Below are 16,092 nucleotides of genomic sequence, written 5' to 3'. Positions count from 1 at the left end.
AAATGACCCACCAGTTAACAAGCGTTTTTGGAGTAAAAAATGTGAATGTTGTAATGTTACTGGGTATAGCTAGGAGGGTATTATTGTTGAGCCACTAACCCTGACACTCAGCTTAAGGGGCACTCGCGAAGTGAGGGAAAATTATCAACTTTTCCGCCTCACTGGATTGTTAGACGCTTTTTCCGAACCTACCTTCCGGAAGGTAGTCGGCAAATGTATTGATGACGGACCGCAGCACATTATTTTGGATCTTTCCAAGATCGACTTTGTGGATAGCTCGGGTTTGGGAGCTTTGGTACAGTTAGTTAAACAAGCTCAAACTGCTGAAGGGACATTACAAATTGTAACAAATGCCCGTGTGACTCAAACCGTAAAGCTAGTGCGATTAGAAAAATTTCTCTCCCTTCAAACTTCGGTTGAAGTGGCATTAGAGAACATTAAGGGTAAATCTAGCTAAAAAGCCGCAACGCAAATTGTGGTGAAGTACTCTCGCGGGTTAAAAACCCGCTGGGAACTTTCTGAGGGGAGTACGGGAACTGTGTTTTTGAGTATTTTTGACTGGAAACTAGCACACAAATTAAACTCAGAAACTAAGTGCTGTATCATCTTTGAAGACTTAAATGTTAAGGGGATGATGAAACGTTGTCGCCCAAAAATTGACTCGACAACAGGGAAGTATTTAGAAAATGGACAATTAGCAAAAAGGGGGTTAAATAGAGCAATTTGGGATGCGTCTTGGGGTTCATTGAAAGAGAAAGTCAAAGTAATAGCTGCAAAGCTAGGCAATCTTTTTCATGAAATTAATCCCAAACATACATCTCAAGAGTGTTCTGCGTGTGGTTATATTAGTCCGACAAATAGAGACAAAGAAAAATTTCTTTGTGAGGATTGTGGTAATATAGCAGATGCCGATATAGATGCGGCTGTAGTTATTAGACAACGGGGACTGAAAGAATTAGGAATTGAATTAAAAATACGGGAGGTCATCCCGGAATTTACGCCCAAGGAATCTATCAAGATTAGTTCTGATAGGGAGCATCAACAGCAGTATGTTGAGCCTGGGAAGCCTCTGGAAATTAAGCAATTATTATTGTGAGATTTGTTAGAGAGCGTGGATTCTCAGCGATGAGGATCAGAATCCCCCGCATTCATGCGCGGGGTTCTTCAAAATAACAGTAGCTGGCTATGTCTATCCTCTAGATTGAGGTAAAATTTTGTTTTTCCTCCCACCCATTGCAGGAGTGGTATTGTGAACTTCCCGGAGAATTCTTGTGACATCAGAGGAGGAAGAGCTTTCAACAGTATTGAAAACTAATCAGGCGCTCTCTTGGACAGAAGTGCGATTCTCTCAATTGAGTGGCGCTGTGGATTGTCGTGAGCTTCTTCAGCAAGTACCACCCGCCTCCTTAGCCTATCTAGGAGATGCGGTTTATGAACTTTATATCCGCACCCGCTATTTGCTACCACCAAAACGGGTTTCTGACTATCATGGGCAGGTAGTAGCACAAGTTAGGGCGGAAAGTCAAGCGAATATTGTGCGATCGCTCGAACCTCACCTTACTGATGCTGAATTAGAAATATTGCGGCGCGGACGTAATGCTACCACCGGAACGCCACGACGACTTCAAGCCAAAATCTATCAACAGGCGACTAGCTTGGAGACATTGCTGGGATACCTTTATTTAACCGATCCCGAACGCTTAACCCAACTATTGGCTCATTTAGAACTGGCTGAAGGCTGAAGGCTGAAGGCTGAAGGCTGAAGGCTGAAGTATGAAGGCTGAAGGCTGAAGTATGAAGTATGAATTATAAAACTCATTTCATACTTTATCCTTTAAACTTTATCCTTTTCATCCTTAATCCTTCATACTTCATCCTTCATCCTTTAAACTTCATACTTCATACTTCAATAACCCCTAACATAAACAAATGTCTAATCAAGATCGTCGTTTCCCCGCTTCCGGTAAACCTAAGCGGCTCAAGCCCTTTCGCGAAGAGGGAAGTAAGCCAAAAAAACTAGGGGAACCAATCCCAAAAAAAATCATCCGCACTCAGGTAGGAAAGAGTGCTAGCTCATCTCCTCGTATTTCCATCCCGTCCAAAAAAGTACTGAAGGATATCCCAAAATCCCAAAAGTTTGAGGAAATCGCTACCGAGTCCACTTCTGACACGGATATGTCAGAAGATATTGACTTACTCTACGGTCGTCATCCTGTCCTTGCGGCCTTAACAAATCAGCGTCAGCTTAACCGAATTTGGATTTTGCCCCAATTGCGTTACGATCCCCGCTTTCACTCTTTGCTGCTACAAGCCAAAGCCAAGGGAAGTGTGATTGAGGAAGTTGAGCCGAGACGCTTGAGTCAAATTACAGATGGAGGTAATCATCAAGGTATTGCGGCTCAAACTTCTCCCTATAGCTACAAGGATTTAGGGGAGTTAATCGAAGAGGCAAAATCGAAAACGGATCACCCAGTTATCGTCGTTTGTGATGGTATCACCGATCCCCACAACTTAGGCGCGATTATTCGCACAGCCGAAGCATTGGGGGCACAGGGTTTAGTTATTCCCCAACGTCGTGCTGTCGGGTTAACCTCCACGGTGATGAAGGTTGCATCTGGCGCATTAGAAACGTTTCCGATTGCTAGAGTAGTCAATCTCGGTCGAGCCTTAGAGGAATTGAAAGAGGCAGGCTTTTGGATTTATGGCACAACTTCTGAGACTGGTAAACTACTACACACAATTGACCTTAAGGGATCAATAGTATTAGTCATCGGCTCAGAGGATGATGGCTTGAGCCTGCGGACACAACACTGCTGTGATGTTTTGGTTTCGATTCCCCTGCAAGGCAAGACACCAAGCCTTAATGCCTCAGTAGCAGCCGCCATGATCTTGTATGAAACCTATCGTCAGCGTTGGTCCAGTCTGCTATACCTTGGCGATCGCAGGGGATCGAGCTAAAATCTTTGAAAAAAGAAAGGTGAAGTTGTATAACAAAATGTAAACCCTCCGATGGGCTTCACAAGACCGGATAGTATCTCCTGTAATAGATCAAAAGGATGTAAAACGATGTTAAGCAAGATTATTGAATTTTTAGGATTAGCCTTTTGGGTGGAAATAGTCACCGACAACCCGAAATGCACCTATTATTTCGGTCCATTCATGGGCGCGAAGGAGGCTGAGGGGGCTAAGAGTGGCTATATTGAGGATTTGGAAAACGAAGGGGCGCAGGGTATTGCTGTGACTGTGAAGCGCTGCAAACCTTCTAATCTAACGATTTTTGATGAGGATCTGGGAGAATCAATTAACGGTAAGTTTATACCTACCTTGAGTGGACAACTCTCTTAGAAAGGCTGAAGGCTAAAGGCTGAAGGCTGAAGGCTGAAGGTTGAAGGTTGAAAACTGGGGGAAACAGGAAATAGTTAGATCCTTTTATCATTCATATTTCATCCTTCATACTTCATCCTTCATACTTCATTTGAGGATTGAGTTGAAGCCAATTATCGATATCTTTAATAATTTGATCCGGAATTTCCCAAGGGAATAGATGAGCAGTATTAGGATAACAGTGCCAATGAGAATTGTTGAGATATTGGGCAGTTTCTCGACTTGATGTGGCTGTAATATGACGATCTGCTTCCCCTGCTAATACCAGGGATGGACATTGAATTTGTTCTAAATTTGATAGTCTATTGTACCCTGCTTTGAGGGCTTTGTTAAGGGCACGAGTTGCTTGAGGAGAGGTTTGTAAGTAGGCGGAAACTGCGTCTTTGGCGATATACTGATAGGCTGTGGGAGTATGTTGTTGAATGAGATAGCGAAAGAGCGATCGCATTCCGAAGGTTTCGATATTCCATTGCCAGCCCGGTTTGAGCCGATTTAAAATAGACGCGATCGCAGTATAAAGATTATCTTGCCAAGTTATGGGGGGATGATTGCCTCTTGGTTTGGCTGCGGTGGCGATTAAGATTAAACCGCTAACTTTTTCGGGGCATCTTAAGGCTAATTCTATCGCTAATATCCCCCCAAGAGACCAACCTAATACTAAACATTTGTTAATTTGAAGGCGATTAAGGAGATTTTCGATATCTTTCAGGTGATCGATCATCTCAAATTCTCCATCAGGAGGTGTTTTACCATATCCTCGCAAGTCTGGCGCTATTGTCTGGAATTGTTGCGATAAGTGCTGGGTAAATACTGACATACTGCAACCCGATCCCGGATGCCCGTGTAAGCAGAGAATGGGGAATCCTTTTCCTTGAATGTAAACTTTGAGATCTCCTGGTTGAGCGGTTTTATTCATAATGTTATTTGTTGTTTGTTATTGGTTGTTTGTTATTTGTTATTTGTTATTAGAAGTCGGGTTTCTTAAAGAAAGCTGACTTCTGGGCGAGAGGTGAGAAATTAGATTCTTTCCTCTTCCCTCTCACCTCTTCCCTCTCACCTTTTAACCATTACATGCCGATGTTCCTTTATAGTCAGGAGTAGCATCAGGATAGATAGTGCGAATGCTATTCTCCTTAGTCACAAAAACGGTATTAAATGTTTTGCCATCGTCAGTGACACTGAGGAGACAGGCTTTGGTTGTTGTGCCTGAATGAGGGTTATCTTTGTAGGCTTTAGTTGCGATCGCTAAAATATCTTCAGCATTCAAAGTATAACCGTATCCTTTCACAGGAGATTGTATTTTGCGATTGCCTACCTCCATAACTGCGCCTAGAGTATAAACTGCACCTGGTTTAACTTCTGCTTTATTATCAGCACCCGGTAAACGCCCAGCTAATCCTTTATTTTGCAAATCTAGATACCTCCCGACAAAATGGAGTCCACCGATGGTATTTCCTGTCGCTTCACCACAGAAAATATGATCGAATCCCTCAGTTTTAAACCAAAGATTAGTTAAATCGTTGATAAATTTAGAATCGGCAGTATTTCCTCGTGTAATCGAACCCCCTACGCGGGCTTTTATATTGGCTAAAACATCAGGAAATTGATTCATCATTGCTTGGAAATCTCCTGAATTTACCGCTGTACCTGGTTCCCCACATAATTCGTTGATGGCTAAGTCAAATTCATTTAAAGTGGGAGGAGGCGGTGTGAGATCTTGCTTACCACCAACGGCTACATTGATGGGATTATTGATATTATCGAAGAAGGGGAGAAATTTAGAGTTATTGGTAGGTAGAGGAGTTGTTCCCTTGCCAAGAGTACCACATTTTAAAGCAACCCAACGACTAGCAGATCCTGGCACTGTGATGTAGGCGTGGGTGGCATTGTCATCTTTATTTAAACCCGTTACTTCGTAGATTTTTCCCACGGTTAAATGTACGGGATTTTTTCCGCTAATTGACGTTGTGGCATCACAGGATTTGCTCAGTTTGAATGTGCCTTTATATGATGTTTGTGCCCAAGCTGTAGTCGGTGAGAGATTGAGAACAAACAGAATAATTAAGACAGTGAGACAGATTAAGTACTTGAACTTGTTGATAACTTTTGACACCATTATTTTGCTCCGGATTTTGCTAATTGTCAGCTTCGGAGTCGTGAAGCACTTTTATTCTCTTCAGTTTGACTGATATTGTCAATAGATCTATACAAAATTAAACATTTTTGGAAAATTCACCAAATATTTACCAGTTGTAGTTACCCTGCGATTTACTCATGATTTTTTTCAGTCACGCTATGTAATTTATGAGCGCTTCTGAGAATTTGTCCAGCTAGGATTGCCGCCCCAAAACCGTTATCAATATTGACAACTCCTATCCCTGCTGCACAAGAGTTTAGCATTGTCAAAAGGGGAGCCAGCCCACCAAAACTAGCACCATAGCCAATACTAGTAGGAACAGCAATTACTGGACAATCTGCTAAACCTGCCACTACACTGGGTAATGCTCCTTCCATTCCAGCAACTACAATTAAAACATTTGCCTCAGTAATTATATGTCGATGACTTAATAAGCGGTGAATTCCGGCAACCCCAACATCCCAAAGACGTTGTACTTGGAAACCACAAAGTTCAGCGGTAATTGCTGCTTCTTCTGCGACTGGTAAGTCGGAGGTTCCTGCACAGATTAAACCGATAATTCCAGGATATTTTGGTTTAATTATTTCAGGAGTAATCGCACAAATGCGGGCAGTTGAGTAGTATTGAATACCTGGAACTTTTTCTTGGATTTGGGCAAAGATATCTGGCTCAATTCTTGTCGCCATCACGACGGGATTATGTTGTCGCATTGCTGCCATAATTTGAGCTATTTGATCTGGGGTTTTTCCTTGTCCCCAAATGACTTCTGGAAAACCAGTTCTCAAGGTACGATGATTGTCTATTTTGGCAAAATCTCCGACTGATTCAAATGCCAAGTTTTTCAGTTTTTTAAAGGCAATATCCGGGCTGATTTGTCCATCGGCAACGGCTTTTAGGAGAGATTCTAGTGCTTCTGGTTGAGTCATGTTATTGGTTGTTTGTTGTTTGTTATTGGTTGTTAGTTGTTAGTTGTTGGTTGTTAGTTATTGGTCGTTGGTTGTTGGTTGTTGGTTATTGGTTGTTGGTTATTGGTTATTGGTTATTAGTTGTTGGTTATTGGTTATTGGTTATTGGTTGTTGGTTATTGGTTGTTGGTTATTGGTTATTGGATCTAGAGCCACTTGTTGAGTGGATTGGCTTGTTGGTTATTTTACAAACAACAAATAACCAACAACGAACAACAAACAACAAACAACAAATAACCAACAACAATTAAACCAATCTCAGCGATCCAATAATAACAAATTTACCATAAAGTTTGGTGCGAATACCATAAACTTCTACATTAATTAAACTGCTGTCTTTACGCTCTCCTATAAATCTACAACATAGGTTTTTGCTTCGCCCTGTGATACATTCATTAATTTGATTATAAACAATCTTGCGGTTGTCAGTGGTGACGAGTTCTATAACTGATTCTAAAGAGATTAGTTCACCGAAAGTATAACCGAAAATCTCAGCTAACCGAGGACTAACATAGAGAAAATTTCCTTCGCCAAAAAGGATGTACATGCCAAATAAAGATAATTCTCCATCACTGGAGGATTCCTCGGCTATTTTTGAGAATAACTCTTTGGTTTGCGGCTCTGTTTGGCTTGACTGTAGATGCCACTCATTATAGAGTTGAGCATGATCGAGAACTAATGATATTGGTTCAGCAATCATTTCCATTAAGTGGACTAATTCCCGACTAAAATATCCCGGTTTTCCATGGGTGAGAGTTATAATTGCTAATACCTGTTTGGCTTTGATAATTGGTATACTGATCGCAGATCGGGCGGTGTAAGGTTGATTGGGTAGAGTGAACCAACGCTCGTCTTTCATGGTATCATCTATTAATCCCATTTGGCGATTGCGATAGACCCAGCCCGCTAAACCCTTGTCGAGAACTTCACCAATGAGTCTCTGTTTTTGTCCTCGCATAGTCGCACCGCGAGCTAAGATACTTTCACTGACAATACCATTCGTATCGAGCAAAAACATACTACAAGCTTCCGCTTTTGTTAGCTTGCGGACAATATCTACAATTTGTTGCAATAAAACTCTGATCATCAGGGTTCCACTTGCTGTTTGCATTGTCGTGGCGAAGGTTTTTAATAGTTGCCGTTGAGCATCGAAAGCAAGCTTGGTGATTCTTAATTTAACGACTTTTCGGCGCAGTAAGGCTAATTCCTGAATTAGCTCTTCTTTTGATTTATCGCAATCGCTCATTTTTTGATTCTATTTTAAGAGGGGGTGGGGAAAGGCGAAGGAGAATGATGAAAAAACCAGGCTGATTCCAGTTGTATTAACTCCCATTCCGGTATTCCCCGCAACAGAAACCGGATTCTTGGGATTAGTGAATTGGTGTTTTAGCAGCCATAAGGTTTTCATTAGAATGATTTTATCCCGCCGATCGCCTATACCTGATACTATTACCTAATGTTGTTGAACTAATACCCTTGTGCAAAGCAGATCTAATTCTAATCCATCTCAACCTCCGCAAAAATTGCCAAGTCAGCGTTGGCGGATTGCCCCTGCAAAGGTTGGGCTAGCATCCAAACTTGCTTTAAGTACCAGGCTTTCTCCCCTCCTCGCCCAATTCTTGATTAATCGGGGTATCGAAACACAGGAAGAAGCCTACATCTATTTATATCCGGAATCTCAGGAGATGCCTCCACCCGTTGAGGAATTTCCGGATTTGGTAATTAGTGTAGAAATACTTAAGGAGGCGATCGCAAATGGTACTAAAATTGCTATCTGTGGTGACTACGATGCCGACGGGATGACTAGTACGGCTTTGTTACTCCGGGCGTTACGATGGTTGGGGGCGGATGTGGATTATGCTATTCCTAGTCGGATGAAAGATGGCTATGGGATTAATAAGCGAATTGTTGAAGAATTTGCTAGTGAAGGAGTTGGGCTAATTCTCACTGTTGATAATGGAATTTCTGCCCACGAAGCTGTATCGAGAGCGGTAGAATTAGGGATAACGATTATTATTACCGATCATCATGATTTACCGCCTATTCTACCAGAAGCAGATGCTATTCTCAATCCAAAACAGATTCCGGAACCCTCTCATTACCGAGGTTTGGCTGGTGTGGGGGTAGCTTATATATTAGCTGTAACTCTAGCCCAGGAATTGGGACAACTGAAAGGATTAACGACTCAAATATTAGAATTATTTACATTAGGCACAATTGCCGATTTAGCCCCGTTAACTGGGATTAACCGTCGCTGGGTGAAGCGTGGATTAAAACTGTTACCTAAATCTGAATTAACTGGGGTTCAGGCATTAATCCAAATCGGTGGAGTTAGCGAAGAGCAAAAAGAACTTAAGCCGGATGATATTGGGTTTAAATTAGGACCGAGAATTAATGCGGTTGGTCGCTTATCAGATCCGCAAATTGTGATAGAATTACTAACGACTACCGATCCGGGTATAGCTCTGGAAAGGGCGACGCAGTGCGAACATATTAACAAAGAGCGGCAGGAACGTTGCGAACAAATTGAAAAAAATGCGATCGCACTTATTGAAGAAACTCCTATTGATTGGCAAGAAGCTCGCGTTTTAGTTATAGTTCAACCAGACTGGCATCACGGGGTAATTGGGATTGTAGCATCTCGCCTAGTGGAACGCTATGGTGTACCTGTATTTATTGGTACTTATGAAGAAGGAAACCCAGAAAAAATAAGGGGTTCAGCACGAGGAATTCCTGAATTTAATGTCTTTGAAGCATTGCAATCTTGTCACGATTTACTGGGTAAATATGGTGGACATAAAGCGGCTGGAGGCTTTTCTTTACCCGCTGAAAACTTATCGGCATTTCAGATATCTCTCAGTGAATTTGCTCATCAATGTCTGGAAGTGGAACACCTAAAACCGCTGATTGAAATTGATACTGAGGCAAATTTTTCTCAACTTAACTTTCGCCTCTACAAACAAATTGACACCATCCACCCCTGCGGAATTGGTAATCCAGATCCAATTTTTTGGACACCCAATGTGCGAGTAGTAGATCAAAAAGTTGTCGGAAATAGACATCTCAAGCTAACTCTCAGTCAAGATAACGAACCCAATCAAATAACAGCAATTGCTTGGCGTTGGGGTGAATACTTCCCCATCCCGTCGCGAGTGGATATCGCCTATAAACTGCGAGAAAATAGCTGGAATGGTAATATTGCTGTAGAATTGGAATTGGTCGGGATTAGAGCTAGTAGTGTTGCTCCATTACCGCCTAAGAAAGCCGAATTTTCTCACAACAACCGTCGCTACACCTGTAGCTTGTGGGAATCCTTAAATGAATTAAGAATAAAAAATCCTGAAGGGAAAGTCTTGGCAATTCAAAAAGGACAGAAAACTGGGCTATTGGGGGTTAATCGGGAAGAGGCGCAAGAGGTTGATGTGACTAAACCTGCCTATTTTCAGTTGATTAAAGCAGCAATTCGTGCTTTGGAAATAGAGGGTAAAGGTTAATTTCTGATTATAAATTGCTAATGGCTAATTGCTAATTGTCAATTGATCTAAGGTAACAGAAAAGTTATAGCATTAGCCTTTCTAGAAGCTAGAAGCTGGGGGCTAGAGGTTACCTATTAAGCTATTAGCCATTAGCCATTAGCCATTAGCCATTAATCATTAAAGATCCCCTTTGAAAGCGGCTAGTGCGAAGATGACTACCGGACCTGCAAGCAAAACTAATGCTAGCATGGTTAACTGAGCAATCAATACCCAATTGATGTCACTCAAAAAACCAAGACTCAACGCTAATAAATCCATTTTTCTTTTGTCCTCCCGAATTGACCGAATAAATTTTGACAGGGAAACTGAAAATCTGTTGATTAGATTTTACTGGCTAATTGACCGTGCTTTTAACAAACTTTACAAAAATCTACAAAACGCAATAAAAACCGATAGGGGCTTAACTGGGACAAAAAACCGCTAACCTAGATATAGTGGGATTTTTTCGCCCGTATATAAAGTAATGGCAACTTGGCTTTGTGTAAAGCAATGTGGTGCGTGCTGTCATCTGGAGCCAGCAGAGCGCCCGGAATTAGCAGATTATCTTACACCAGAGGAGTTAGATCTCTATCTGAGTATGGTGGGTGAAGGGGGCTGGTGCGTGAACTTCGATCGTATCACCCGGGAATGTCGCATCTATCCCAATCGTCCCCGCTTCTGTCGGGTGGAGGCGGATATCTTTGACGAGATGTACGGCGTGGAAGCCGATGAGTTAAACGATTTTGCCATTGAGTGCTGTCAGGAGCAAATCGAGGGAGTCTATGGCGATCGCAGTTTGGAAATGTTACGGTTTAACCATGCAATCGGGATGGGAAAATAAATAAAATGTGAAAAGTATTGTCAAAATATCACCTTAACCAGTAATAACCTGTGATCCCATCTTCCCCTTCTTCAGTAGATTCTCTGCCAACCACCGAGGAAACCGCAACCCCAGGAGGAGCGGAAAATAGCTCTACTCCCTGTGATGGCAACAATCCAACTGAATCAGAGAATCCATCATTAGTAACTGAAGATTCTCAATCAATAGGACAAAAACAGCATGGTATCTGGAGTATCTTTAGCTCCACATTCATTACTATTTTTCTAGCAGAGATGGGAGACAAAACCCAACTTTCTACCCTCTTGATTGCTGCGGAATCTCAGTCGCCCTGGATTGTATTTGCAGGTGCTGCGATCGCACTAATTGCCACTAGCTTGTTAGGTGTACTTGTTGGTTACTGGTTGTCTAATCGACTTTCGCCGAAAACAATGGAAAGATCGGCAGGAATACTTTTACTATTTATTTCTGTTATGCTTTTGTGGGATGTCGTCCTTATGGGTGCTTAAGGAATAGTTACGGGATCTAACTATCTTGTTAAGCCGCTACAGGTTTGATGTCTTTATAATCAGATTCATCTAGCTGACTCAGTTCCCAATTATTTTGAAGATTGAGCCAAAACTGTGGACTAGCACCCAGGGAACGAGAAAGTTTCATTGCTATTACCGCACTGATTCCCCTCTCGCAGCTACAGATTTCATTGATAGTTTTTGGGAGGATACCTATGTGTTCGGCAAGAAGAGCTTGCGATATTCCCAGCTCGTCTAATTCGTCTTGTAGAACTTCACCTGGATGAACAGGTGTTATGTGATTATTATCCATATTTTTCCTTCCCTAAAATCATCTATGGTAATCGACAATCTCAACATCAGATGCGTACACTTGCTCCCATCTGAAACAAATCCGATACTGATCGTTGATCCTAATACTATATTGACCCTTACGATCTCCTTGTAATGCTTCGAGTCGATTTCCCCGAAGTTCTCGCAAATCCTGGATTGAGGTTGCTGCACTGAGTCGAGCAAGCTTTATCTGAGCTTTGCGATGTAGCTCCTGTGGTAGAAGCTTGAGGGCTACCTTTGAAGCTAGACTATAGTTAACGTCTTCCGTCGCCTTGTTATGGAAGTTGCATATAGTCATTTCTTTTTCACTATAATACAAAATGGAAGTACAATTACTAGCAGCGAGTTAATCTATCAGCTAACCAATAACAAATAACAAACAACAAACAACCAATAATAATTTATGGACTGGCAATTACTCGGATTAACTTTCATCACAGTATTTTTAGCAGAGATTGGAGACAAAAGCCAACTAGCCGCGATCGCACTTGGTGGTAGCATGAAGTCTCCTCGTGCCGTATTTTTTGGCTCCGTGATTGCCCTAATCTTGGCAAGCTTTTTAGGTGTACTAGTAGGTGGAGGTGTGGCGCAGTTATTTCCGCCTCGAATTCTGAAAGCGATCGCGGCTCTTGGTTTTGCTATCCTTGCAGTACGCTTGTTAGGGAGTAGGGAGTAGGGAGTAGGGAGTGGGGAGTGGGAAATGGGGCTAGCAAATAACAAATAACAAATAACAAATAACAAATAACCAACAACAAATAACAAATAACCAAAATGGTATCTCTTGCTCGGAAAAACTTACTAAACGATATTCCTCGGTTTTTAGTCGCCCAAGCAGGAATCATGTTTGCTGTTAGTTTAGTTACCCTACAAACCGGAATTTTTAACGGATTTACTCGCTCGACAGGTCAATTAATGTACAATTCTGATGCGGATATTTGGGTTTCATCAGATACGCTAGTGCAACTGGAAACGACATTACCAATTCCACTTTCTTACGTCTTAGATGCCAGGAAGATAGAAGGAGTGAAAATAGCAGAACCGCTAATTTTCAGCGGCGCATTATGGCGGCCTCTTCAAGGAGATATTACCAGGGCAAGAATTATCGGATTCGATCTAAAGGGACAATTATTTACACCGATAAATATCAGCGAAGGTAGTGTGGATGAACTGAAAAAGCCTTACACGCTGATAGTGGATAAGACAAATCAGGATTCCCTAAGTGTCAAGAAGATTGGGGATAAAATACAAGTCAATTCCTTGCCTGCCCAAGTAGTTGGCTTCACTCAAGGGAATAAATCTATCGTGTCTAATGCCTTTACGTTCATGTCATTAGAAACTGCTAATACCATTTTAACTTCTGGTCAAACTTCTAGTGTTTCCTGTCAATTACCATCAAAATCAAAGGAATTTAGTTGTACGAATAGCTACTCAGCTCCATCGGATTTAGCAGCGCCGATCGCACCGCCGCCCCTGCCTAATAAGTTAGTAGCATCGGATTTAATTACTTATGTCTTGATTAAAGTAAAACCTGGTCAGAATATTCAAAAACTTAAACAGAAAATTGAAGCAACTTTGCCGAATAGTCGAGCCTATTCTCGTGAAGAGTTACTGGAGAAGAATGAAACCTTTTGGCAGAAGCGAACCGGAGTTGGGTTCGTTTTAGGTTTGGGAGCGGTTGTGGGTGTTATTGTTGGGATAATTATTGTGGGACAAATTCTTTACTCTTCTGTATTGGATCATCTTAAAGAGTTTGGTACGCTCAAGGCAATTGGTGCGTCAGATTGGACAATTTATGGTGTGATTATTGAACAGGCACTTTGGATGGCGGTGTTTGGTTATATTCCTGGTATGGTACTCTGTTATGGGGTGAGTTATTGGGCATTTGCTACTCAGGGTATTTTGATTTTAATTACACCCGTATCCGCGATCGCAGTTTTTGGCATAACGGTGGGAATGTGTGTGGGTTCAGCGATTTTTGCGATTCAGAAAGTTACCAGACTTGATCCGGCGATGGTGTTTAAAGCTTAGAAAAATGGAATAGGGAATGGGGAGTGGAGACTCCTTAATTATAGGTATTCAAGCGAACTTAATCTCATTTACACCTCAGAAACCCGGTTTCTTGAAGAAACCGGGTTTCTATGTTGACGAAACTAACCCTTTTCGGATAGCTAAAACAGCCGCTTGAGTGGGATCTGCCCTTCACAGCAGCACTTCGGGATTTACTTGCAGCAGCGCTAGGCTAGCGCCAAGCTTCGCTAACGCTATCGCAAATTATAGTAGTATAATACTTTACTTAATCGCTTAAGATGTCCCATACTCATAATATGTTCAAGAAAAGACTATTTTCCCAGATTCTCCCCTTCTTCTTTAGTTTGTTACTAGTTGTTGCCTGTAGTCAGACAAATCAACCTAGTAATACAACATCCGGTACTCCCGGAAATACTTCATCCAGCGGAAAAACAATTCCTATTGGGATTGCCGTTGCCCAAACCAGCAACACGGCTTTAATTGGCCAAGAACAAGTTATTGGTGCTAAGATTGCGGAAAAGTTTTTTAACGATAAAGGCGGTATTAATGGCACATCAATTAAGTTAATTTTCCAAGACGCAGGTGGAGATGAACAAAGTGCAATTAATGCCTTTAATACTTTAATTAATCAAGATAAAGTTGTTGGGATTGTAGGGCCTAGTGCCTCACAACAAGCCTTTGCCGCAGATCCTATTGCTGAACGTGCTAGTATACCAGTTGTCGCAGCTTCCAATACTGCGAAGAATATTCCCCAAATCGGCAAGTATATTAGCCGAGTTTCTGCGCCGATATCAGTTGTAGCTCCTAATGCTTTGAAAGAAGCAATTAAGCTTAATCAGAATATTAAGAAAGTGGCAGTATTTTTCGCTCAAAATGATGCCTTTAGTAAATCAGAAACAGAAACATTCCAGCAAGCAGTAAAAGACCAAAAGCTTGAGTTAGTTACTGTGCAAAAGTTTCAAACCACTGATACAGATTTCCAAACCCAAGCCACCAACGCCATAAACTTAAAACCAGATCTAATTATTATTTCAGGATGGACAGCAGATGGGGGGAATTTGGTCAAACAATTGCGAGAGTTAGGATACAAAGGGTTAATTATTGGTGGGAATGGGTTAAATACCTCTAATATCTTTCCCATTTGTCAAAAACTTTGTGATGGGATTATTATTGCCCAAGCCTATAGTCCCGAATTAAATAATGAAATTAATAAGACATTTCGGGAAGCATATAAAGCAGAAAAGAAACAAGATCCACCCCAATTTAGCGCTCAAGCATTTGCCGCTGTCCAAGTTTTTGTAGAAGCCTTAACTGCTTTGGATAGCAAGACGAAAGTAAATGGGTTACCGCTAGCTGAATTACGGACAAAGTTGAACGAGCAGATTTTAGTGGGAAGTTACGAAACTCCATTAGGATCAATTTCATTCGATTCAGAGGGAGAGGTGAAGCAAAGCCAGTTTTTCGTGGCACAAATTAAAATGGATGCGGATGGAAAGAATGGGACTTTTGCCTTTTTGAAGTGAGATAAATTGGTTATTTGTTATTTGTTATTTGTTATTTGTTGTTTGTTATTTGTTCTTTGCAATTGGTTGTTGGAAATATTGGCAAAAATCAATAACTAAGCTTTTACCCAACAACAAACAACCAACAACCAACAACCAATAACCAACAACCAATATGGATTTAACTCTCTTTATTCAACAATTTCTGAACGGATTATCAATTGGTAGTGTCTACGCTATTTTTGCTTTAGGGTATACACTAGTTTTCTCAATTCTGGGAATTATTAATTTTGCTCATGGGGCAATTTTTACATTGGGGGCTTATTTTACTTATACCTTGACAGGAGGCGCGTTTGGATTTAATGGGATACTGGCAAATGCAAAATTACCCATACAATTGCCCTTTATTATCGCGTTATTTTTAGGGAGTATTTTGGCAGGATTGGCAGGGTTAGTGGTGGAAAGATTAGCATTTCGTCCTTTGCGGAAAAGAGGGGCAGATCCTCTCCTGACACTGGTTTCTAGTTTGGGTGCAGGGGTGATTATTGTTAATTTAATTCAGTTATTGGTAGGGGCAGAGAGTTATACTTTTGAAAGTAATATTTATGGTAACTTACCTGTATCAGTTAATTTTGGCACAGTGGATCGACCAATTGCAATTAGAACAGTTCAAATTATTATATTTGGAGTGTCAGCGCTGATTGTGGCAGGGTTGACTTATTTAATTAATTACACGAAAATTGGTAAGGCTTTGCAAGCTGTGGCGGAGGATGCGACAACGGCAAGTTTATTGGGAATTAATACTGAGCAATATATTACCTTTACTTTCTTTTTAAGTGGGTTTCTCGGTGGTGCGGCGGGAACTTTGGTGGGTTCTAGTG

At 41.4% G+C, this 16,092-nt stretch carries 20 protein-coding genes; 13 read left to right on the top strand and 7 right to left on the bottom strand.

Annotated features, from left to right (window positions below; translation table 11 throughout):
• Positions 1-82: 82 nt before the first annotated feature.
• From NJ959_RS13635 to NJ959_RS13615, 5 genes are all read left to right on the top strand, one after another.
• Positions 83-457, top strand: a complete 375-nt coding sequence (locus NJ959_RS13635; protein WP_254012301.1) for an STAS domain-containing protein — start codon at positions 83-85, stop codon at positions 455-457.
• 21 nt (positions 458-478) lie between these two features.
• Positions 479-1,096 carry a zinc ribbon domain-containing protein gene (locus tag NJ959_RS13630; protein WP_254012298.1) on the top strand — a complete coding sequence of 206 codons (618 nt, stop codon included), beginning with the start codon at positions 479-481 and terminating at the stop codon, positions 1,094-1,096.
• 241 nt (positions 1,097-1,337) lie between these two features.
• Positions 1,338-1,742, top strand: a complete 405-nt coding sequence (locus NJ959_RS13625) for a Mini-ribonuclease 3 (protein ID WP_254012300.1) — start codon at positions 1,338-1,340, stop codon at positions 1,740-1,742.
• A 187-nt stretch (positions 1,743-1,929) separates the two neighbouring features.
• Positions 1,930-2,958 (top strand): 23S rRNA (guanosine(2251)-2'-O)-methyltransferase RlmB, encoded by a 1,029-nt coding sequence (rlmB, locus tag NJ959_RS13620; RefSeq protein ID WP_254012297.1) that lies wholly within the window; start codon positions 1,930-1,932, stop codon positions 2,956-2,958.
• A gap of 108 nt (positions 2,959-3,066) precedes the next feature.
• Positions 3,067-3,345, top strand: a complete 279-nt coding sequence (locus tag NJ959_RS13615; RefSeq protein ID WP_254012296.1) for a DUF1816 domain-containing protein — start codon at positions 3,067-3,069, stop codon at positions 3,343-3,345.
• A 112-nt stretch (positions 3,346-3,457) separates the two neighbouring features.
• Here the strand turns inward: NJ959_RS13615 and NJ959_RS13610 are convergent, their stop codons facing one another.
• From NJ959_RS13610 to larB, 3 genes are all read right to left on the bottom strand, one after another.
• The gene (locus NJ959_RS13610; RefSeq protein WP_254012295.1) at positions 3,458-4,300 is read right to left on the bottom strand and encodes an alpha/beta fold hydrolase; all 843 of its coding nucleotides are present in this window, start codon (positions 4,298-4,300) and stop codon (positions 3,458-3,460) included.
• 144 nt (positions 4,301-4,444) lie between these two features.
• Complete coding sequence (locus tag NJ959_RS13605) at positions 4,445-5,500, bottom strand: EndoU domain-containing protein (RefSeq protein ID WP_254012294.1); 1,056 nt, start codon at positions 5,498-5,500, stop codon at positions 4,445-4,447.
• Between the two features lie 152 nt (positions 5,501-5,652).
• Positions 5,653-6,447 carry a nickel pincer cofactor biosynthesis protein LarB gene (gene larB / locus NJ959_RS13600; protein WP_254012293.1) on the bottom strand — a complete coding sequence of 265 codons (795 nt, stop codon included), beginning with the start codon at positions 6,445-6,447 and terminating at the stop codon, positions 5,653-5,655.
• An 8-nt stretch (positions 6,448-6,455) separates the two neighbouring features.
• Between larB and NJ959_RS13595 the strand changes: the two genes are divergently transcribed.
• Positions 6,456-6,737 carry a hypothetical protein gene (locus NJ959_RS13595; protein WP_373693658.1) on the top strand — a complete coding sequence of 94 codons (282 nt, stop codon included), beginning with the start codon at positions 6,456-6,458 and terminating at the stop codon, positions 6,735-6,737.
• On the opposite strand, the gene NJ959_RS13590 is transcribed toward NJ959_RS13595, so the two are convergent.
• Positions 6,734-7,732, bottom strand: a complete 999-nt coding sequence (locus NJ959_RS13590) for a GAF domain-containing protein (protein ID WP_254012291.1) — start codon at positions 7,730-7,732, stop codon at positions 6,734-6,736. The two genes, NJ959_RS13595 and NJ959_RS13590, sit on opposite strands and share 4 nt — an antisense overlap.
• A gap of 232 nt (positions 7,733-7,964) precedes the next feature.
• Between NJ959_RS13590 and recJ the strand changes: the two genes are divergently transcribed.
• The gene (recJ, locus tag NJ959_RS13585; RefSeq protein ID WP_254012290.1) at positions 7,965-9,980 is read left to right on the top strand and encodes a single-stranded-DNA-specific exonuclease RecJ; all 2,016 of its coding nucleotides are present in this window, start codon (positions 7,965-7,967) and stop codon (positions 9,978-9,980) included.
• 159 nt (positions 9,981-10,139) lie between these two features.
• Here recJ and psb30 read toward each other — a convergent pair whose 3' ends face one another.
• On the bottom strand, positions 10,140-10,280 hold the full coding sequence (gene psb30, locus NJ959_RS13580; protein WP_254012289.1) for a photosystem II reaction center protein Ycf12/Psb30: 141 nt from the start codon (positions 10,278-10,280) through the stop codon (positions 10,140-10,142).
• A gap of 205 nt (positions 10,281-10,485) precedes the next feature.
• On the opposite strand from psb30, the gene NJ959_RS13575 reads away from it, so the two are divergent.
• Positions 10,486-10,842 (top strand): YkgJ family cysteine cluster protein, encoded by a 357-nt coding sequence (locus NJ959_RS13575; protein WP_254012288.1) that lies wholly within the window; start codon positions 10,486-10,488, stop codon positions 10,840-10,842.
• Between the two features lie 50 nt (positions 10,843-10,892).
• On the top strand, positions 10,893-11,348 hold the full coding sequence (locus NJ959_RS13570; RefSeq protein WP_254012287.1) for a TMEM165/GDT1 family protein: 456 nt from the start codon (positions 10,893-10,895) through the stop codon (positions 11,346-11,348).
• 28 nt (positions 11,349-11,376) lie between these two features.
• On the opposite strand, the gene NJ959_RS13565 is transcribed toward NJ959_RS13570, so the two are convergent.
• Positions 11,377-11,661, bottom strand: coding sequence for a HigA family addiction module antitoxin (locus NJ959_RS13565; protein WP_254012286.1), 285 nt, complete (start codon positions 11,659-11,661; stop codon positions 11,377-11,379).
• A gap of 18 nt (positions 11,662-11,679) precedes the next feature.
• Complete coding sequence (locus NJ959_RS13560) at positions 11,680-11,979, bottom strand: type II toxin-antitoxin system RelE/ParE family toxin (RefSeq protein WP_254012285.1); 300 nt, start codon at positions 11,977-11,979, stop codon at positions 11,680-11,682.
• A 105-nt stretch (positions 11,980-12,084) separates the two neighbouring features.
• Between NJ959_RS13560 and NJ959_RS13555 the strand changes: the two genes are divergently transcribed.
• The 4 genes from NJ959_RS13555 to NJ959_RS13540 all read left to right on the top strand — a co-directional run.
• Positions 12,085-12,357, top strand: coding sequence for a TMEM165/GDT1 family protein (locus NJ959_RS13555; protein ID WP_254012284.1), 273 nt, complete (start codon positions 12,085-12,087; stop codon positions 12,355-12,357).
• Positions 12,358-12,452: 95 nt separating this feature from the next.
• A complete protein-coding gene (locus NJ959_RS13550) occupies positions 12,453-13,709 on the top strand; it encodes an FtsX-like permease family protein (protein WP_254012283.1) in 1,257 nt (418 codons plus the stop codon).
• 296 nt (positions 13,710-14,005) lie between these two features.
• Positions 14,006-15,232 carry an ABC transporter substrate-binding protein gene (locus NJ959_RS13545; protein WP_254012299.1) on the top strand — a complete coding sequence of 409 codons (1,227 nt, stop codon included), beginning with the start codon at positions 14,006-14,008 and terminating at the stop codon, positions 15,230-15,232.
• Positions 15,233-15,386: 154 nt separating this feature from the next.
• Positions 15,387-16,092, top strand: a 706-nt coding sequence (locus tag NJ959_RS13540) for a branched-chain amino acid ABC transporter permease (RefSeq protein ID WP_254012282.1), incomplete at its 3' end; no start/stop codon positions are given.

Origin of the sequence: Limnofasciculus baicalensis BBK-W-15, from assembly GCF_024178385.1 — a bacterium.
GTDB lineage: Bacteria > Cyanobacteriota > Cyanobacteriia > Cyanobacteriales > Coleofasciculaceae > Limnofasciculus > Limnofasciculus baicalensis.
The sequence above is the reverse complement of the archived record's forward strand: the minus strand, read 5'-3'. Positions and strand labels throughout refer to the sequence as shown.